The sequence below is a fragment of the Bacillus sp. SG20033 genome (assembly GCF_044570195.1).
Classification (GTDB): Bacteria; Bacillota; Bacilli; order Bacillales; family Bacillaceae; genus Bacillus; species Bacillus subtilis.
The window spans coordinates 3,632,028-3,651,149 of the sequence record NZ_CP172606.1; the positions used below are offsets into that span (position 1 = coordinate 3,632,028).

Sequence of the window (19,122 nt, forward strand, 5' to 3'; positions counted from 1 at the left end):
AGGACAAGACAAATGGTTCAGCTGAAACAAATACATAAAAAAGGAGCTGACATATGAGCAGCTCCAATCCTTTTATTTCTCAGAATGGCGTTTTTTCAATACGTCAAGCACATCATCCAGCGGCAAGGCTTGTTCTCTGAGCAGGACAAGCAGGTGATACAGCAGGTCTGCCGCTTCCCATTTGAGTTCCTCGTGGTCCCGATTTTTCGCGGCGATGATGACTTCGGATGCTTCTTCACCGACTTTTTTCAAAATCTTATCGACGCCTTCACGGAAAAGGTAAGTAGTATAAGCTCCCTCAGGCATTTCCGCTTGGCGTTCCGCGATCACGCGTTCCAGTTCGTTCATGATGCCGAATCGGCCTGCGGCCTGTTCTTCTGTTTGTTCCTTCATAAAACAGCTGTAGCTGCCAGTGTGGCATGCCGGGCCGGATGGCTCTACAAGTACGATCAATGCGTCCTGGTCGCAGTCATACCGGATACCTTTGACGGCTTGCGTGTTCCCTGAGGTTTCTCCTTTATGCCATAGCGCTTGGCGTGAGCGGCTGTAAAACCATGTTTCCTTCGTTTCCAGCGTTTTTTTGTACGATTCCTTGTTCATATACGCAAGTGTCAGCACTTCTTTGCTTGCCGCATCCTGCACGATAGCAGGAATTAATCCGTCCTCGTTAAAACGCAGTTCATCTGCCTGTTTCATCTCACATTCACCCCGTAATCTTTCAAGTATGATTTCACTTCTTTAATCGATGTTTCTTTATAATGAAATATTGAGGCGGCCAGCGCGGCATCGGCTTCTCCTTTTGTAAAAGCCTCAAGCATATGCTGTGCGTTTCCCGCGCCTCCCGAGGCGATAACAGGGACGGGGACAGCTTCGGAAACAAGCTTTGTCAGCGTGTGGTCGAAGCCTTTTTTCTCACCGTCGGAGTCCATGCTTGTCAGCAATATTTCTCCTGCCCCGCGTTTGACGCCCTCTTTTGCCCACGCGGTGACCTCCCAATCTGTTTTCTTTCTGCCGCCGTGCGTGTAGACCTTATATGTGTCAGATTCTTTGTCATACTTGGCATCAATGGCAAGAACGATGCATTGAGAACCGAAAAACTCGGCTCCTTCTGCAATCAGCTCAGGGCGGAGAACAGCTGCCGTGTTCACCGACACTTTGTCCGCTCCGGCACGCAGTATCGTTTTCATATCGCTGAGCTGATTGATGCCGCCGCCGACTGTAAACGGAATGGCAAGCTTCGCGGCAACCTGCTCCACAACGTCAACCATCGTCTTTCGTCCTTCGTGCGAGGCGGAGATATCAAGAAAAACAAGTTCATCCGCACCTTCCCGGTCGTACACTTCGGCGAGTTCAACTGGGTCACCGGCATCCTTCAATTCGAGAAATTGAATTCCTTTGACAACGCGTCCTTCTTTGACATCAAGGCATGGGATAATCCGTTTTGTGATCATTTGCGCTTCACCCTTTCAAGCGCCTCACACAGCGTAAACTGATTGGTATACAACGCTTTTCCGATGATTGCTCCAGAGACGCCGTCCGCCTCATAGCGGGCGAGGGCTTCGAGATCCGTGACGGAGCTGACTCCGCCTGAAGCGATCACCGATTTCCCCGTTTCCTTAGCAAGCTCGACTGTGCTTTTAACATTGGGGCCTGACAGCATTCCGTCTGTCGCGATGTCAGTAAAAATAAAGACTTCCGCACCTTCATTGGCAAGCTCATTGCCTAGTTCGGTTGCCTTAAGGGTTGATGTTTCCAGCCATCCCTCTGTTGAAACAAAACCGTTTCTCGCATCCAGTCCGATTGCAATTTTCTCGCCATATTGTTTCAGCATTTTTTTGACAAACGGAGGGTTAGAAACTGCTGAGCTTCCCAGGATCACCCGATCGACTCCTGCTGATAAATATTCGTATACGTCTTTTTCGGAACGGATCCCGCCGCCGATTTCGACTTTCAGGTTCAGCTTTTGCGCAATCTCAATCACATGGCGGTCATTCACTCTTTTCCCTTCTTTGGCCCCGTCGAGATCAACGAGATGGATCCATTCGGCACCCTCTCTCGCAAATAACTCAGCCATCTCGTACGGTGAATCGCCATATATCGTTTCCTTATTATAATCCCCTTGAACAAGGCGGACACATTTGCCATTTCTCATATCAATTGCCGGATATAATGTAAAAGCACTCATTTTTTCACCTTCTGTTCTGCTGCCATTTTCGTAAATTGGGTTAAAATAGACATTCCGACCGTGCTGCTTTTTTCCGGATGAAATTGGGCGCCGAAGACGTTTCTTTTTCCGACTACAGCAGGCACTCGTACACCATAATCGGCGCTTGCCAGAAGCGCGTTCTCCTCCATCCCGTCAATGTAATAGGAATGAACGAAATAAGCGTAGCCCTGTTCTGTTTTAGTCAGCAGCGGAGATTCATTATGAAAAGAAAGACGATTCCAGCCCATATGCGGAACCTTCAGCTTGTTTCCTTTTTCATCTTCTGCTTTCAGCCTGACTGCTTTTCCTTTTAACAGCCCGAGTCCTGAAGCGGTGCCGTTTTCTTCGCTTTCTTCAAATAAAAGCTGCATGCCGAGGCAGATCCCGAGAAGCAGCCTTCCCTCTGAGACCATATCGTGAATCAATTGATCAAGCTTCGTGTAGCGCAAATTGTCCATCGCGTCTCCAAATGAACCGACTCCCGGCAAAATGAAGGCATCAGCTTCTTTCAGCTCCTCCGGCTTTTCAGAAACAAAATACGGCACGCCGACACGTTCAAGCGCCTTTGAGACACTGTATAAATTCCCCATTCCGTAATCTATCACGCCGATCATTTACAGCATCCCTTTCGTTGACGGTATTCCTTTAACTCGCGGATCGATCGTTGTCGCTTCATCAAGCGCACGTCCCAGTGCTTTAAAAACGGCTTCAATCATGTGGTGGGTGTTTGTGCCATAATGAACGATGACGTGCAGGTTCATTCGAGCTTCGAGCGCCAGCTTCCACAAAAATTCATGTACAAGCTCCGTATCGAAAGTTCCGACTTTAGCAGCCGGGAAGTCAGCGCGCATTTCTAAGTGCGGCCGGTTGCTTAAATCAATCACAACTTGAGCAAGTGCCTCATCCATCGGCACAAACGCCGATCCGTAGCGTTTGATTCCTTTTTTATCGCCCAACGCTTCGAGCAGCGCCTGCCCTAAGCAGATGCCGATATCTTCAGTCGTGTGGTGATCATCTATATCAACATCGCCTTTTGCGTTAATGGAAAGATCGAATTGGCCGTGTTTCGTGAATAAATCCAACATATGTGTCATAAACGGCACATCTGTTTTGATATCCGCTTGTCCCCCGCCGTCTATTGTAAATGCCAGCTCAATATCTGTTTCGTTTGTTTTCCTGACGCGTTCCGCTTTTCTCATTTAGAAATCCTCCGTTCTCTCGCTTCAATTGATCTGGCATGGGCTTCTAACCCTTCCAGCCTGGCAAAAGCCGCGATGCTTTCAGCATGTTCTTCAAAGGCTGATTGACTGTAAGAAATAATGCTCGATTTCTTTTGAAAATCAGTTACGTTTAATGGACTTGAAAATCTGGCTGTTCCGTTTGTCGGAAGCACATGGTTCGGTCCGGCAAAATAATCACCGACAGGCTCAGGGCTGTATCTGCCTAAAAAAATTGCACCCGCATGTTTGATACTCCCAAGCAAAGCTTCCGGAGACTGTGTTATGATTTCTAAATGCTCTGGCGCGAGTGTATTGACAGTATTAATCGCTTCCACCATTGTTTCCGCCACATATATACAACCGTAATCTCTCACTGAAGCTTCCGCTATTTCTCTACGCGGCAAGGTTTTCAGCTGCTTACTCACCTCGGCTGAAACCGCCTCGGCCAGCGCCATGGAATCTGTGACAAACACACATGAGCTGAGCTTATCGTGTTCCGCCTGTGACAGCAGATCGGCTGCAATTTCGCTCGGAATCGCTGTTTCATCAGCCAGCACGACGATTTCACTAGGTCCGGCAATCATATCGATATCGACATCGCCGAACACTTCCCGTTTGGCAAGCGCGACATAAATGTTGCCCGGACCCGTGATTTTATCCACTGGCTCAATGGTTTCTGTTCCGTATGCTAACGCCGCAATCGCCTGAGCGCCGCCCATTTTGTAAATGTCTTTTATGCCCAGCTCGGCTGCAGCAACCAAAACTCCAGGAGACAGCAGACCGTCTTTTCCCGGAGGCGTGACGAGAACGATTCTTTCAACGCCCGCTACGAGCGCCGGAATCACATTCATCAAAACAGATGAAGGATATGCGGCCGTTCCCCCCGGCACATATACACCGGCGGAATCCAGCGCCGTCACTTTCTGCCCCAGCATTGTGCCGTCCTTTCTGTGATAAAACCAGGAGGATTCAAGCTGTCTTTCGTGATATTCCCTAATATTTTCGATTGCCTGCCTAATCACCTGAAGAAGACGTGGATCCAGTGAGGTGTATGCCTCCTCAAATTCTTCTTTTGTGACCAGCGGGCTGTCTATTTCGATGCCGTCAAATTTCGCCGTGTAGCTGCGAACCGCCTGATCACCGTTTGCTTTAACATCTTCAATAATGGACCGGACCGTCTTTCTTTGCTCTTCCGTTCCGGCATCGATGGAACGCTTGAGAGAAAGCCGTTCCGCTCCGCTGATGGTTTTGATCTTCATTTTGCCGTCTCTCCTTCCACAACGAGAGATAGGCGGGATGCCATTTCGTCAATCACATCGTCTTTCATGCGATAGCTTACCGGGTTAACAATAAAGCGAGAGGTAATGTCACAAATGTGCTCCGTTTCAACAAGCCCATTTTCCTTCAGCGTCTGTCCTGTGGAAACAATGTCCACTATCCGATCTGCAAGCCCAATGAGCGGAGCCAGTTCAATTGAACCGTTGAGCTTAATAATCTCGACTTGTTCTCCCTGCTCTCTGAAATAACTGGAAGCCACATTCGGATACTTTGTCGCGATTCTTGGCGCTACGCCGCTCCAGTCTGTATTCGGAAGTCCGGCGACAGCTAAGTGGCATTTGCTGATTTTTAAATCCAGTACCTCATACACATCGCGTTCCTCCTCCAGCATGACATCCTTGCCCGCAATTCCGACATCTGCCACGCCATGCTCCACATACGTGGTTACGTCCATCGGCTTCGCTAATATGAAACGAAGATTTTCCTCCGGCACATCGATGATCAGTTTTCTCGAATCTTCAAACTCCTCAGGGAGCCTGTAGCCTGCCTGCCTCAGCAACCCTGCCGCTTCTTCAAATATCCGGCCCTTTGGCATCGCCATTGTGAGTAACTTACCCATTTTGCTCTTCCTTTCTGGCACCGATAAAATAAGTGACGTTTGCAAAAGATTTTGTCATCTGGTCGATATTTTCTATTCCCGATAAATCTTGAAGAACCACTTTGTTCCCTTTCATGCGTTCTTCATTCGCATAAGCGATGGCTTGCGCCCGCTGCTCTTTGCTGAAAATAACAGCGTCTATATCACAAGGTTCTTCTTTCATATGAAGGGCTTCAATCAGCCGGTCGATCCGCAGCCCGAAGCCTGTTGCCGGTGCAGGTGAATCAAAATGGCCCAGCAGCTTGTTGTAACGGCCACCGCTTCCAATGACAAAACCGACATTCTCGGCGTACACTTCAAATAAAATCCCTGTGTAATAGCTCATGTGGCTGACCATATTCAGATCCAGGCGGACATTTTCCGTACATCCGTAATCCTCAAGAATGTCCCACAGCGCCTTCAGCTCATCAACCACGCTTTTTCCTTGCGCAGAATCGACGATTTCCTCGGCACGTCCGCATACTTCTATACCGCCCCGCAATTCAAGGAGCTCAAGCAGCCTGCTTTTATCAATGGAGGAAAGCGGGAGAGACTTGACATGCTCTCTGTAGCCGACGTAGTTCTTTTCATATAAGAACCTCCGCAGCACATCAGCTCGTTCAACGTTCCCGAGCACCTCAACAAACAAAGCATCCGCAATGCCGGCATGGCCGATGGCAATTTTAAAGGATGCCAGCCCAGCGTTTTTCAATGCCCCGACGACTAAAGCAATGACCTCCGCATCCGCGCTCGTCGTGCCGTCACCGATTAACTCCACTCCGACCTGCTCAAACTCAGCCGGACGTCCGCCTTCACGCTCCTGAGCCCTGAATACATTTGCCGCATAGCCGACTCTTAGCGGATGACCGTGTTTCAGAAGCTTCGATGCCGCCACCCTTGCAATCGGCCCCGTCATATCCGGGCGAAGCACCAATGTCTTGCCGTCCTGATCAAGTAGCTTAAACAGCTGTTGCTCTTCAATTGCTGACTGGACGCCAACGGTATCGTAAAACTCCAGTGTCGGCGTTTCCATAAATTGATATCCCCATTTATCAATCAAATCGGTTAACGATCGTCTCACCTTTTTTTTCGTTTCGTATAAACCGGGCAGTGTATCTCTCATGCCGTGCGGTTTTTCAAACATAAACATCAACCCGAGCACCTCCGCTGTTATCTTATGAAGGAAAATTCCGAATCCTTTAGTTCGCTAATATGATAATATGTTAGCAGATGAAAGAATGAAAATCAACGCTTAACTTCAGTAAGGATTTTTTTAGTTCAAATATCCTTCTCCTCATTATGAAAAAATCATGAACAATGTATTAAAGGTACGTAATATCTCAAATTCTTTATGTTTGGCATGCTATAATACAAATCAAATAGAGAACAAGGAGATAAAGATGAAAACACTGCGAACTCTATGTGTCCTGATGATTCTTTCAGGCGTTATTTTTTTCGGACTTAAAATAGATGCAAAAGATATAGATATTCCTTTTTTGAACAGCCTTAAAAAAGTGGTTTCTGATAGCGATACAGATACAGGTGCGAATAGCAAAAAGGAGCTGAAGGGAAGCGCAAAACCGCTGGATGTCATCCTTTACAATCAAATGGACGCACCCCGGCTCTATAACGGCTGTGAAGTAACAAGCCTTGCGATGGTGCTGAATTACGCAGGATACGACGTGACAAAAAACACCCTGGCAAATCAGGTTGCCACAGTGCCTTTGACATACAGCAGCGGATTAAAGGGTGATCCGAATGACGGATTTGTCGGGGATATGGCGAATGGCCCTGGTCTCGGTGTCTACCATCGACCGATCTATCAGCTGGCGAAGACCTATGCGGGAGACAAAGTGTTTGACCTGACTGGAAAAAGCATTTCTGCTGTTTATGAACAGCTTGAAAAAGGCAATCCAGTTTGGGTTATTACGACAGCCAACTTTACGCCAGTTGACAACATGCAGACATGGAAAACACCAAACGGAACGATAGAGATTACGTACAGCGAACACAGCGTCGCCGTTACGGGATATGATGATAAATATGTGTATCTCAATGATCCGTATGGCTATAAAAACAGAAAAACCGATAGAACAAGCTTTGAAAAAGCGTGGAAACAAATGGGCAGCCAGGCCGTAGTTATTCAAAAGTAAACACCTGAAGCCTCACTATGCTCTATCCTGAGCAAATACGACAATATTCATGCTTTTTGTATCAATCGGTAAGATCGATTCATTTTCCATTTTTCACCCAAAATTGTCTTTACTTTCAGGCTGTCTGTTTTTATGATTAAAGCAGATTCAGCCTTGCCCCGATCTATGCGAGAGAAGCCGGTGCAAGTCGCTGACGCTTCTCTTGCAAAAAATGAAAGATATCCGGGGAGGATTTATCATTGAAAAAAATCGTGTCTATCCTATTTATGTTCGGTTTGGTTATGGGTTTCAGCCAGTTTCAGCCATCAACCGTTTTTGCAGCTGACAAAGTGGTGCACGAAACAATTATCGTACCAAAAAATACAACATATGACGGGAAAGGACAGCGGTTTGTGGCAGGGAAAGAATTAGGTGACGGAAGCCAGTCAGAAAACCAAGACCCTGTTTTTCGTGTGGAGGATGGAGCAACCCTGAAAAATGTGGTGCTTGGTGCACCTGCAGCTGATGGCGTGCACACTTATGGAAACGTTAACATTCAGAATGTGAAATGGGAAGATGTTGGTGAGGATGCGTTAACGGTGAAGAAGGAAGGAAAAGTGACGATCGACGGCGGTTCTGCTCAAAAAGCGTCAGATAAGATATTCCAAATCAATAAAGCCAGTACCTTCACAGTGAAAAATTTCACGGCGGACAATGGCGGGAAGTTCATTAGACAGCTTGGTGGTTCAACCTTCCACGTTGATGTGATCATCGACAAGTGCACCATCACAAACATGAAGGAAGCGATATTCCGGACGGACAGCAAAACAAGCACGGTCAGAATGACAAATACACGCTACTCTAATGTCGGTCAAAAATGGATTGGTGTTCAGCATATTTACGAAAACAACAACACTCAATTTTAACAAAAAAAGTCCGCTGATGTTATTCAGCGGACTTTTTCAATCTTTCTTGCATTTCTTCCTTCGTATAGATGATCCTCATCGGATTTCCGCCGACAAATGCCCCGTCAGGCACATCCTTATGAACAAGCGTTCCGGCGGACACAACTGCGCCATCTCCTATTTTCACTCCGGGCAGAATGGTCGTGTTGGCACCAATCATCACTTCGTCTCCGATCAGAACTTTGCCGATCCGGTATTCGTGAATCAAATACTCATGGGCCAGAATGGTCGTATTGTACCCGATGATTGTATTTGTTCCGACTGAGATCTTTTCCGGAAACATGATATCTGGCATCACCATGAGGGCAAAGGATGTCTGTTTTCCAACCTTCATCCGCAGAAATGTGCGGTACAGCCAGTTTTTCATCCCTATAAACGGCGTATATCTCGCAATTTGAATGACAATGAAATTTTTGACGACCTTTAAAAAAGATACCGTTTGATAGACATGCCACAGTGAGTTGGCCCCCGAGACCGGATGACGATCTGTTTTTCTCACAGATTACTTCACTCCAACGATTTGTAATAGATCACTCATTTTCTCAAGCATAAAATCCGGCTCATACTTCGCCAGCATTTCCGGCCCTTTAATCGTCCATGCGACTCCTGCCGTTTTTGTACAGGCGTTTTTCCCTGCCAGCACATCATGGTAATTATCACCGACCATAATGGCTTCCTCGGGCTCGCTTCCTAGCTGTTTCAGCGCTAACAGCACAGGCTCGGGATCAGGCTTTGCATTCGTCACATCATCAAGGGTGACAACTGTTTCAAAGAATTCGCCGATTCCCGTGAGCTTGAGGCCCATATTGACAGTATCTCTTAATTTTGTTGTCACAATTCCTAATGTAAAGCCGGCTTTTTTTAATGCATCCAGGGTCTCATATACCGTTTCATATTCAGTCACGAGTGAATCATGCATGTCATGATTGTACGCTCTGTACATAGCGATCATATCGTCGCATTTATCAGGGTCCATCGAAGAGAACGTCTCAAAAAGAGACGGCCCGATAAACGCAAGGACATCTTCTCGTTTATACTTGCTCGGATAATAATGCTCCAGTGTATGCAAAAAGGACGCGATGATTAATTCATTCGTATTAATAAGCGTTCCGTCTAAATCAAACAGAATCGTCGTTACTTGTTTGTCACTCATATTGCTTCCTTTCCAACCGCTGAGGGTTTCCACTTTTTCCATGTATGCGCAATAGCCATTGTCAGCAGAACTGCTGTGGTGACACGAATCAAAAGAAGCGGCCAGACCGGTATGCCGAGGGGAATAAAGACAAGTGTATCTTCCACGACCGCGTGGCAGGCAACGAGAAATATAAATGCCAATGTCATATCCCGCCTGCTCACGCCGTCATCCTCGACAGCTTTGATCATGACACCCGCTCCGTAGGCCAGACCAATCGTCAGTCCCGCCACCATTGTCATAGACGTATTTTTATTCATGCCAAGCAGCAGCGTAAACGGAGACAGCCACCTGGAGAACCGATGCAGCCAGCCTAAATCTCTTAAAAACTGGATGATGATCATTAGAGGTATGACAATTGCCGCCAGCTGCAAAACACCAAGTCCGGCTTTCGTTAAGGCATCTGTCAGCATTGCCAGCCAGCTGTCTGGCGCCACGCTCTTCGCAGCGATAAAACCGTACTGCGCCGTTTCCTGTCCGCCATGCCAAATAAGGTTGATGACGATGGCTGACACAGCGGCTAAACCGATGCGCACGGCCAATATGACGCCAATTCTGATGCCAACCTTTGCGGCAACTGTCGATTCGATAATCAAGTTATGACAGAATGAAAGCATAACAGCTAAAATAAAGACTTCTTTCACAGATAAATCCAATGTTAAAATCCCGGCAATTCCCGCATACAGATTCAGCATATTTCCCAGTACAAGCGGAATGGCCGCTTCACCAGAAAGCCCGAAGAGACCCATTACCGGTGTGATCAGCCGTACAAGCCAATCCATGACAGGGGTATGCTGAAGCAAAGTGACCAATAGCGTTACCGGGAAAATCACTTTACCCAGCGTCCATGTTGTTTGAAAACCTGCTGCAAGACCGGCCAGAAAGATTTTCTTCATGCCTCATCCCCCTTTGTTGACGTCTACTCCGCGTACCGCTCCTTCGAGTATCCCTTGACGCGTCTGAAGATGATGGCTGCCACAGCCAAAACAATCAATACGATTGAAATCACCTGAGCGATGCGAAGTGAATCTGTCAGCATTAAGCTGTCAGTCCGCATTCCTTCGATAAAGTATCTTCCGATTGAATACCAAATGATATAGATCAAGAACATCTCGCCTCTACGCAAATTCGCTCTGCGAAGCAGCAGTAAAACAATGACGCCGACAAAACTCCATAGTGATTCATATAAAAAAGTAGGATGATAATATTGCCCATTGATATACATTTGATTGATGATAAATTCAGGCAGGTGCAGGTTTTCTAAAAAGGCTCTGCTGACAGCCTCGCCGTGCGCTTCCTGATTCATGAAGTTCCCCCAGCGGCCGATCGCCTGGCCGAGCAAAATGCTGGGCGCGGCAATGTCCGCAAGCTTCCAGAACGAAAGTTTTTTCACTCTCGAAAACACATAACCCGTTAAAATGGCGCCGATTAATCCGCCATGAATGGCAATGCCGCCCTTCCAAATCTTAATGATTTCTCCCGGATGTGCCGCATAATAGTCCCATTCAAAGGCAACGTAATAAATTCGCGCGCAAATAATCGCAATCGGAATGGCAAACAGGACAAGATCAATAAACGTATCTTTCTGCAGCCCCCGTTTTTCACTTTCCCTCATCGCAATCCACAGCCCGAGCAAAGCGCCGAGACCGATAATGATTCCGTACCAATGGACGGCTAACGGCCCCAGCTGAAATGCTATCGGATTGAGTGGTTCTATCGCTTCATTCATTTAACGCCAACTCCTATTCTTCTTGTTCACCGTCTTCAATGACGTCCGCCAGCTTGTTGGTAAATTGTTCAGCGGCATTCAGCCCCATCCGCTTCAATCTGAAGTTCATTGCTGCCACTTCGATGATGACTGCAAGATTTCGGCCTGGGCGGACGGGAATCGTCAGTTTTGTAATTTCTGTATCAATGATTTTCATGGTCTCTTCCTCAAGTCCGAGCCGGTCGTATTGCTTGCCCTGCTCCCAGAGTTCAAGATTCATGACAATCGTGATTCGTTTATTGCTTCTGACCGCGCCAGCGCCAAATAGCGTCATCACGTTGATAATGCCAAGGCCCCTGATTTCAAGGAGATGCTCAATTAATTCCGGAGCGTTTCCCACAAGAGTATCCTGATCCTCCTGCCGAATTTCAACGCAATCATCGGCGACAAGGCGATGCCCTCTTTTCACAAGCTCCAGCGCTGTTTCGCTTTTTCCGACGCCGCTCTTTCCTGTGATCAGCACGCCGACACCATATATATCGACAAGAACGCCATGAATTGCTGTGGTAGGCGCCAGCCTGCTCTCAAGGAAGTTGGTTAAACGGCTTGACAGTCTTGTCGTTTTCAGCGGCGATCTGAGGACAGGCACCCCATTTTTCTCGGAGGCGTCAATCAGCTCCTGCGGGATGGGCATATCTCTAGAAAGAATAATAGCTGGTGTTACATCAGTGCACAGAGAATCCATTCGCTGTTTTTTCTCCTCTTCAGGAAGCTGTTCAAAGAAAGAAAGCTCTGTTTTTCCGAGAAGCTGCACGCGCTCTCTCGGGTAATATGTAAAATATCCGGCAATTTCAATGCCTGGTCTTGATAGGTCACTCATTGTAATCGGGCGGTTAATTCCTTCTTCTCCGCTGATTAATTCCAAATTGAACTGTTCCATTACGTCTTTTGTGCGAACCTTTGCCACGATATGTTCCTCCTGTTCCGGGCTGCCCCGAGCTTGCTCACAATACTTTCATTTTATCACTTTCAGGCTTGAACCTAAAACAGATTTTATAAAAGGCGGGAAAACACCTCAGCTGGTCTAGATCACTAGTCTGAAAAAGAGTAAAATAAAGGTATTCAAATTCCAGAAAGGCGGATCATCTATGGCAGAGAGTCTTCTTATCAAAGACATTGCGATCGTGACAGAAAATGAAGTAATCAAAAACGGCTATGTCGGAATCAATGACGGAAAAATCAGCACAGTCTCAACAGAACGGCCCAAGGAGTCATATTCAAAAGAAATTCAAGCACCTGCGAATTCCGTTTTGCTTCCCGGCATGATTGACATTCATATCCACGGCGGCTATGGCGCAGATACGATGGATGCAAGCTTTTCTGCGCTCGACATCATGTCGTCAAGACTTCCCGAAGAAGGCACGACGAGCTTTTTAGCCACAACGATTACCCAGGAACATGGGAACATTTCTCAAGCTTTGGTGAACGCAAGAGAGTGGAAAGCGGCTGAAGAGTCCTCTTTATTAGGTGCAGAACTGCTCGGCATTCATTTAGAGGGCCCCTTTGTTTCACCTAAAAGAGCCGGAGCGCAACCAAAAGAGTGGATTAGGCCTTCGGATGTTGCGCTTTTCAAAAAGTGGCAGCAGGAGGCGGGCGGACTGATCAAAATTGTTACACTTGCGCCGGAGGAGGATCAGCATTTTGAACTGATCCGCCATTTGAAAGAAGAATCGATTATCGCGTCCATGGGGCACACGGATGCCGATTCCGCAATGCTGTCGGATGCCGCAAAAGCAGGGGCGAGCCATATGACCCATCTGTACAACGCGATGAGCCCGTTTCATCACCGAGAACCCGGAGTGATCGGAACGGCGCTGGCCCATGATGGGTTTGTGACAGAGCTAATAGCCGATGGCATCCACTCCCATCCTTTAGCGGCTAAGCTTGCTTTTTTGGCGAAAGGCAGCAGCAAGCTCATTTTAATTACCGATTCCATGAGGGCAAAAGGACTGAAAGACGGCGTATATGAGTTCGGCGGCCAAAGTGTGACGGTAAGAGGACGAACAGCTCTTCTTTCAGACGGAACCCTTGCCGGTTCGATCCTCAAAATGAACGAGGGCGCACGGCATATGCGTGAGTTTACAAATTGCTCTTGGACGGATATAGCTAATATAACTTCTGCAAACGCGGCCAAACAGTTGGGCATCTTTGACCGAAAAGGCAGTGTGACTGTGGGAAAAGATGCAGATTTGGTGATTGTCAGCAGTGATTGCGAGGTGATTCTCACCATTTGCCGCGGAAACATTGCATTTATATCCAAGGAGGCTGACCAGATATGAAAGTAATGGAATGTCAAACGTATGAAGAGCTAAGCCAAAAAGCAGCCAGAATAACGGCAGATACAATCAAAGAAAAACCTGATGCCGTTCTCGGGTTAGCGACGGGCGGCACACCGGAAGGCACTTATCGCGAGCTGATCCGCCTGCACCAAACTGAGAATCTCTCATTTCAAAACGTCACTACATTTAATTTGGATGAGTACGCCAGACTTTCAAGCAATGACCCGAACAGCTATCACTTCTATATGAATGACCGTTTATTTCAGCATATCGACAGCAAGCCTAGCCGGCATTTTATTCCGAATGGAAATGCAGACGATTTGGAAGCCGAATGCAGACGGTATGAACAGCTAGTCGAGTCCCTCGGCGGCACTGACATTCAGCTTCTCGGCATCGGCCGAAACGGACACATCGGCTTTAACGAACCGGGAACCTCTTTCAAGTCGCGAACTCATGTTGTGACATTAAATGAGCAAACCCGCCAAGCGAATGCCAGATATTTTCCTTCCATAGACAGCGTGCCGAAAAAAGCACTGACAATGGGAATTCGAACGATTCTCTCAAGCAAACGCATTCTGCTGCTTATTTCTGGAAAAAGCAAAGCGGAAGCTGTTCGTAAGCTGTTAGAAGGAAACATCAGCGAAGATTTTCCCGCATCTGCTTTGCACCTGCATTCCGATGTTACGGTTTTGATTGATCGTGAAGCCGCGTCATTAAGACCTTGAAAGGAACATGCTGACTTATGAATATCAATAAACAATCGCCTATTCCGATTTACTATCAGATTATGGAGCAATTAAAAACCCAAATTAAGAACGGAGAGCTGCAGCCGGATATGCCTCTTCCTTCTGAGCGCGAATATGCCGAACAATTCGGGATCAGCCGGATGACAGTTCGCCAGGCGCTTTCTAATTTAGTTAATGAAGGCTTGCTCTATCGCCTGAAGGGGCGGGGCACCTTTGTCAGCAAGCCAAAAATGGAACAAGCACTTCAAGGGCTGACAAGCTTTACCGAGGATATGAAAAACCGCGGGATGACACCGGGCAGCAGGCTCATTGATTATCAGCTTATTGATTCAACTGAGGAGCTCGCGGCTATATTAGGCTGCGGGCACCCCTCCTCTATCCATAAAATCACTCGGGTGCGGCTGGCAAATGAAATTCCGATGGCGATTGAGTCCTCACATATTCCGTTTGAGCTTGCGGGTGAATTGAACGAATCGCATTTTCAGTCGTCGATCTATGATCATATTGAAAGGTATAACAGCATACCGATTTCCCGTGCAAAACAGGAGCTTGAGCCAAGCGCTGCCACCACGGAAGAAGCGAACATTCTTGGTATTCAAAAGGGAGCGCCAGTCCTATTAATTAAACGAACAACATATCTGCAGAACGGAACTGCTTTTGAGCATGCAAAATCCGTATACAGAGGCGACCGTTATACATTTGTCCACTATATGGATCGTCTTTCATAAAAAAGCCTCCAACCCTTTTTAAGGATTGGAGACATGGCGAAAATCAAACTGGTCTGGTGCCGGACGATATGTTTCTTTTTTCGTCTTGAACTTCCAGATCGGTGATTTCGTTTTGCCGTTAAAACTGTCTTCCACTATAATGTACCAATAATAAACAGACTGCGGTTCAAGATGATCCCAGCGGAATTCAGCTGTATCCCCGCTCTTCACTTGCTCCCGTTTTCCGAGCTCTTCATTGGTATATACGTTACATTCAAAATAATCGGTTTCCACCTTTTTGATTCTTGGCTTCAAATCAAGCGAAAGGGAAAATTCATCCTTGTTGCCATAGGTATCCGTATCATAGTAATTCTTATCCTTTACATACGGAGAATACGTCGATACGTGCACCATGTCATTGGCCTGGTCAAATTGAAGCAAACGCAAATACCCTTGACCGCCTTCTGGCCCGCCCTGATAATCGGCCAGCATTTGATGCACAAGACGATCCGGCTTCCCATCACCATCATCATCCAGCTCATCTGTTTTTCTCATCGCACTATGATAATGCCCGCTCAACACCATCACGACATTCGGGTTCGGCTTTACGATTTCTTTGAATATTTTCTCTCCGATCGGACTTCTGTTTCCGCTGACCAGCAAATACTCATGAAAAGCTAAAATGGCCATCCGGTCAGGATGCTTCTTCAGCACCTGATTCATCCACGCGATGTCTTCATCCGTAATGCCCCATCCCATGTACAGCATGATATAATCATTGCCGTTGCTAGAAATCAGATCATAATGTCCGCGGTTGTTTTTATAGGAACCGCCATAATGCAATTTTTTATCAAAACGATCGCTGCCAAAATATTTGCCAAACGCCCTGTAGGAGCCGTCCTTATGCCCGACATCGTGATTGCCGGCCAGCACGCCGTAAGGTATTCCGCTCTTATCCAGAACGGACATTGACCGATCAGCGTTTTTCCACTGTCTGATATCGGCGGAATCATCTACAATATCACCCGTGTGGAACATATATTTGATATTGAGCTGCTTTTGGTTATCTTTTATCCATTCGGTCTGTTTATCAAAAATATGCGGATAGCTTTCGGCGTAATACTGTGTATCAGACATCCAGACAAATGTGTACATATCCTTCGCAGGGGGAATTTCATCCTGTACAATCACATTCATTTTCGACTCCCGTACAAAATCGGCGGCAATCACAGACGCTTTCAGCGTAAACGGTTTGTCATCCTTCGCGACGAAGCTGTCAACAGGCTGCCATTCGTTTGTCCGATAATTCCAAGCATACATCGTCACCTTTCTCCCCGGCAAAGAACTGCCCTTCCAGACCGCTTCTGCCAGATCATTCTCATCAATTGATGGATCAACCGTCACTTCAAAGCGATGATAAGGGAAAAGCTCTTTGTTTTCTGTCGATACTGTTTTTCCATCAGCAGCTGATACCCGCTCCAATTCTTTATTCGTAAATGGGGTCTCCCTTTCCGGCACAAAGCTTTTCGGCGGTTCAGTCAGTGACGCGTGCTTAAATATTTTCACATGATTGCGCGCTGTATATTGAAATCCCCTATAAAAACCAACATCCATGGCATCATTCGTCGGATCTTTCACCCGTACAGAAAGCTTGGCCTTATGCGTGTCGGCTTCGCTGTCTATAACCTCCGGCTGGTCCGGATGCTCTCGTTCGGTTTTAAATATCCTCTCAATCACTGTTTTATTGCCCGCGAGATCCGTTGCTGTCACTTTTAGAGAATGTTTTCCCGGCAAAAGTTCAGAAGATGACGTATGATATGGGAGTGTAATGCTTTCTCCATCTAACGACGCCTCCGCTTCCTCAATTTTGCTCCATTTATCATACATATCGGCCTGCAGGATAAGGTTTCCCTTATACGTTTTCCCCTCGGTGATATTCGGCTCAATGTGAGGTCCTGAATTATCTACCCGTACAACCAGGCTGACATTTTCCTTCCCGTCGCTTGCTTGAATATGGTGAGCGCCTTCAGAAAGCTTTGATGTATCCCACTCCAGCAGCTGTGATGTAAACAGTCCGTCAGGCAGATTGAACTGAAATTGCCAGCTTTTATTCGAGCGCTGATTATCGCCAATAAAGAGTTCCTTCTCAGGGGACACCCTCTGATCCCTGATCACCGTTCCATCCGATAACACCAATCGGGCGTTTTTGACTAAGAAGTCATCACGGTTTTCAGCCGTATCAAACGGGGACACCTTCGAACCCGATCGTATCGTAATACGCTGCAGCTGCTTCCCTTTCCGAAGCAGTGTCTCTGGCAATGGAACAGAATAGGTGCGGTATTTATTTGTTGTATCATCGAACACCTTTAGCACTTTGCCTTCCATCGTTACCGCGTTTTTAAAATAAAGGTTCGTTTTCCTCGTATCGAATGCAAAATATACTTCTTTTTCCATCGCGGGCTCTGTCACTTGTTTTTTCCCGTCAATCCATAGCTTAATGCGGTCAGCTCGCCCTTCTGTCGTGGCTTTGAGAAATTGAGTTCCCGACAGCGTGTCTCTGTTTTCAATATTCATCCGCAGACCGTGCGACTTGCTTGTTTGTTTAATATCAATCATTTTGACCGGCGTTCTCGCTTCATTGATCCCGTCCCCGGCCGCCACATAATACTCTAGCTGATCCTTCCCGATCAATTCAGGCGAATACACAATATAATGGTAGAGATTATCGTTGCGGTCTTTTTCAGCAAGAATTCGCTTAAACGGTTTGTTCTCATCCGTCCGGTAGTAAAAGGCCGCTGTTTTCACTAGACTTCGGTCCCGTATGTCAGCCCGCAGCTCAATGCTTTCAGCAGGGCGGACAGGCTTGCGGTCAGTTAAATCCTCAATGACCGGCTTTTCTTTATCGAGCTTGATTTTCCGTTTCTGCTCGGGCACCTGTGCCTGTAATACGGTTCCGGGAGATGGATTCTTTTCCCCGATTGAAATGTTCAGAAGTTCTGCGGTTCCGTTCAGCGGATACTTATAAAGCACTGATGACAGCCGGCGCAGCGCATGTTTCCGATAATGCGCAACCGAAATGTCCTTTCCTGTATTCGTTGATATCACAACGGCCCGCGGCCTCGTATTGGCCATACCCTCTGTCTCGTCTATCACCGCGAGATTTTTTCCTTCTTTTAGTTGTGTCTGATAATAACGATTGAAATCCTCTGACGTCAATTCTGGATGCCCGGCAGGCTTCAGCCAGACGACAAACGTTTCGCCGGATGGTATCAAGATCCTTTCATAAGGTCTCCAAATCAGATCGGAGTCAGGCCCTTCTTTTGGGTAGCGGTAACGGATATGGTAGTCTTTAAAATCAATCGTTCTGTCAGTCGTATTAAAAATCTCAATAAATTCATAACCGTCTGCACGTCCTATATTCTTCGTATCAACCGCCAGCTCTGTGATCAGAAGCTCCGGAATATGGGCAAGGTCAGCCTGGTATCCTTCAAGCTTCAGTTTCTTCGTCTCCGACTCCACCCGCTGCTTCCCATTCGACATCACAATGTAATACTCAAGCTCGCTGTTCCAAATCAAACGTTTCGGAATTTGTGCCAAAAACTTGCGGACCGCTCCGGGGGTCGGGTCCATCGGCACCATTTTGTAGCCCAGCTCATTACTTTGTTTATAAAAAAGAAAGGCGGAAAATGCTTGATACGAATTATCGCGAACTTGAGCCTCAATCATTAGATTGTTTCTCATTTCAGCTTTCACATCAATTTGAGGAGGATTTTCAAGCAAGGGTATGTAATGAGGCGTTTGAAATAGTTCCTGCTGTACAACAGGAAAAGCTTTCGATTCATGATGGCCGCCAGACAAAACGGAAAGAAAAGACAGTAATATAGAAGCAATAACCGTGTATTTCCTCATCAAAGCACCTCCCTTTTCATGTATTTTGCGTCTGAACAGGGAAGCTTATGAGTTCATTTTTGTGCATAAAGAACAAAAAAACG

19 protein-coding genes are annotated in these 19,122 nt (G+C 46.8%); 5 read left to right on the plus strand and 14 right to left on the minus strand.

The genetic code is table 11. From position 1 onward, the window contains the following. Positions 1 to 72 precede the first annotated feature (72 nt). From hisIE to ACFVP7_RS19165, 8 genes are read right to left on the minus strand one after another with little or no spacing between them, the layout of a single operon-like run. Positions 73 to 696, minus strand: coding sequence for a bifunctional phosphoribosyl-AMP cyclohydrolase/phosphoribosyl-ATP diphosphatase HisIE (hisIE, locus tag ACFVP7_RS19130; protein WP_338731097.1), 624 nt, complete (start codon positions 694 to 696; stop codon positions 73 to 75). Further along, positions 693 to 1,451: an imidazole glycerol phosphate synthase subunit HisF gene (hisF, locus tag ACFVP7_RS19135; RefSeq protein ID WP_338731099.1), complete on the minus strand. Its 759-nt coding sequence runs from the start codon at positions 1,449 to 1,451 to the stop codon at positions 693 to 695. The genes hisIE and hisF overlap by 4 nt, the downstream gene beginning before the upstream one ends. Then, complete coding sequence (gene hisA, locus ACFVP7_RS19140) at positions 1,448 to 2,185, minus strand: 1-(5-phosphoribosyl)-5-[(5-phosphoribosylamino)methylideneamino]imidazole-4-carboxamide isomerase (RefSeq protein WP_249847953.1); 738 nt, start codon at positions 2,183 to 2,185, stop codon at positions 1,448 to 1,450. Before hisA ends, hisF begins: the two co-directional genes overlap by 4 nt. Next, positions 2,182 to 2,820, minus strand: a complete 639-nt coding sequence (gene hisH, locus ACFVP7_RS19145) for an imidazole glycerol phosphate synthase subunit HisH (protein WP_015251140.1) — start codon at positions 2,818 to 2,820, stop codon at positions 2,182 to 2,184. The genes hisA and hisH overlap by 4 nt, the downstream gene beginning before the upstream one ends. Then, positions 2,821 to 3,405 carry an imidazoleglycerol-phosphate dehydratase HisB gene (gene hisB, locus ACFVP7_RS19150; protein ID WP_003243389.1) on the minus strand — a complete coding sequence of 195 codons (585 nt, stop codon included), beginning with the start codon at positions 3,403 to 3,405 and terminating at the stop codon, positions 2,821 to 2,823. It abuts the gene before it with no gap. Further along, a complete protein-coding gene (gene hisD / locus ACFVP7_RS19155) occupies positions 3,402 to 4,685 on the minus strand; it encodes a histidinol dehydrogenase (RefSeq protein WP_124072683.1) in 1,284 nt (427 codons plus the stop codon). Before hisD ends, hisB begins: the two co-directional genes overlap by 4 nt. Continuing rightward, positions 4,682 to 5,323 (minus strand): ATP phosphoribosyltransferase, encoded by a 642-nt coding sequence (gene hisG / locus ACFVP7_RS19160; RefSeq protein WP_015251138.1) that lies wholly within the window; start codon positions 5,321 to 5,323, stop codon positions 4,682 to 4,684. The genes hisD and hisG overlap by 4 nt, the downstream gene beginning before the upstream one ends. Then, a complete protein-coding gene (locus tag ACFVP7_RS19165) occupies positions 5,316 to 6,491 on the minus strand; it encodes an ATP phosphoribosyltransferase regulatory subunit (protein WP_014481016.1) in 1,176 nt (391 codons plus the stop codon). Before ACFVP7_RS19165 ends, hisG begins: the two co-directional genes overlap by 8 nt. A 250-nt stretch (positions 6,492 to 6,741) precedes the next feature. Here ACFVP7_RS19165 and ACFVP7_RS19170 point away from each other — a divergent pair, with 250 nt between their 5' ends. Both ACFVP7_RS19170 and pelC read left to right on the plus strand, forming a co-directional pair. Next, complete coding sequence (locus ACFVP7_RS19170) at positions 6,742 to 7,494, plus strand: C39 family peptidase (protein ID WP_338731105.1); 753 nt, start codon at positions 6,742 to 6,744, stop codon at positions 7,492 to 7,494. A gap of 239 nt (positions 7,495 to 7,733) precedes the next feature. Further along, positions 7,734 to 8,399: a pectate/pectin lyase PelC gene (pelC, locus tag ACFVP7_RS19175; RefSeq protein WP_003242578.1), complete on the plus strand. Its 666-nt coding sequence runs from the start codon at positions 7,734 to 7,736 to the stop codon at positions 8,397 to 8,399. Positions 8,400 to 8,418: 19 nt separating this feature from the next. On the opposite strand, the gene hprF is transcribed toward pelC, so the two are convergent. The 5 genes from hprF to hprK are packed head-to-tail and all read right to left on the minus strand — an operon-like array spanning position 8,419 to position 12,305. After that, entirely contained in the window at positions 8,419 to 8,937 is a 519-nt protein-coding gene (hprF, locus tag ACFVP7_RS19180; protein WP_338731107.1) for a heptaprenylglyceryl phosphate O-acetyltransferase, read from the minus strand. A 3-nt stretch (positions 8,938 to 8,940) separates the two neighbouring features. After that, on the minus strand, positions 8,941 to 9,591 hold the full coding sequence (gene ppaX, locus ACFVP7_RS19185) for a pyrophosphatase PpaX (RefSeq protein ID WP_338731109.1): 651 nt from the start codon (positions 9,589 to 9,591) through the stop codon (positions 8,941 to 8,943). Continuing rightward, positions 9,588 to 10,526 carry a nucleoside recognition domain-containing protein gene (locus ACFVP7_RS19190; RefSeq protein WP_338731111.1) on the minus strand — a complete coding sequence of 313 codons (939 nt, stop codon included), beginning with the start codon at positions 10,524 to 10,526 and terminating at the stop codon, positions 9,588 to 9,590. The genes ppaX and ACFVP7_RS19190 overlap by 4 nt, the downstream gene beginning before the upstream one ends. 23 nt (positions 10,527 to 10,549) lie before the next feature. Then, positions 10,550 to 11,359 carry a prolipoprotein diacylglyceryl transferase gene (gene lgt, locus ACFVP7_RS19195; RefSeq protein ID WP_021480693.1) on the minus strand — a complete coding sequence of 270 codons (810 nt, stop codon included), beginning with the start codon at positions 11,357 to 11,359 and terminating at the stop codon, positions 10,550 to 10,552. 13 nt (positions 11,360 to 11,372) lie between these two features. Next, on the minus strand, positions 11,373 to 12,305 hold the full coding sequence (gene hprK / locus ACFVP7_RS19200) for an HPr(Ser) kinase/phosphatase (RefSeq protein ID WP_003228097.1): 933 nt from the start codon (positions 12,303 to 12,305) through the stop codon (positions 11,373 to 11,375). A 181-nt stretch (positions 12,306 to 12,486) separates the two neighbouring features. Here hprK and nagA point away from each other — a divergent pair, with 181 nt between their 5' ends. The 3 genes from nagA to nagR are packed head-to-tail and all read left to right on the plus strand — an operon-like array spanning position 12,487 to position 15,151. Beyond that, the gene (nagA, locus tag ACFVP7_RS19205; protein WP_021480694.1) at positions 12,487 to 13,677 is read left to right on the plus strand and encodes an N-acetylglucosamine-6-phosphate deacetylase; all 1,191 of its coding nucleotides are present in this window, start codon (positions 12,487 to 12,489) and stop codon (positions 13,675 to 13,677) included. Further along, on the plus strand, positions 13,674 to 14,402 hold the full coding sequence (gene nagB, locus ACFVP7_RS19210) for a glucosamine-6-phosphate deaminase (RefSeq protein ID WP_338731115.1): 729 nt from the start codon (positions 13,674 to 13,676) through the stop codon (positions 14,400 to 14,402). The genes nagA and nagB overlap by 4 nt, the downstream gene beginning before the upstream one ends. A 17-nt stretch (positions 14,403 to 14,419) precedes the next feature. After that, the gene (gene nagR / locus ACFVP7_RS19215; protein WP_396582724.1) at positions 14,420 to 15,151 is read left to right on the plus strand and encodes an N-acetylglucosamine utilization transcriptional regulator NagR; all 732 of its coding nucleotides are present in this window, start codon (positions 14,420 to 14,422) and stop codon (positions 15,149 to 15,151) included. Positions 15,152 to 15,169: 18 nt separating this feature from the next. Here the strand turns inward: nagR and ACFVP7_RS19220 are convergent, their stop codons facing one another. After that, complete coding sequence (locus ACFVP7_RS19220) at positions 15,170 to 19,039, minus strand: metallophosphoesterase (RefSeq protein WP_338731119.1); 3,870 nt, start codon at positions 19,037 to 19,039, stop codon at positions 15,170 to 15,172. Positions 19,040 to 19,122 lie beyond the last annotated feature (83 nt).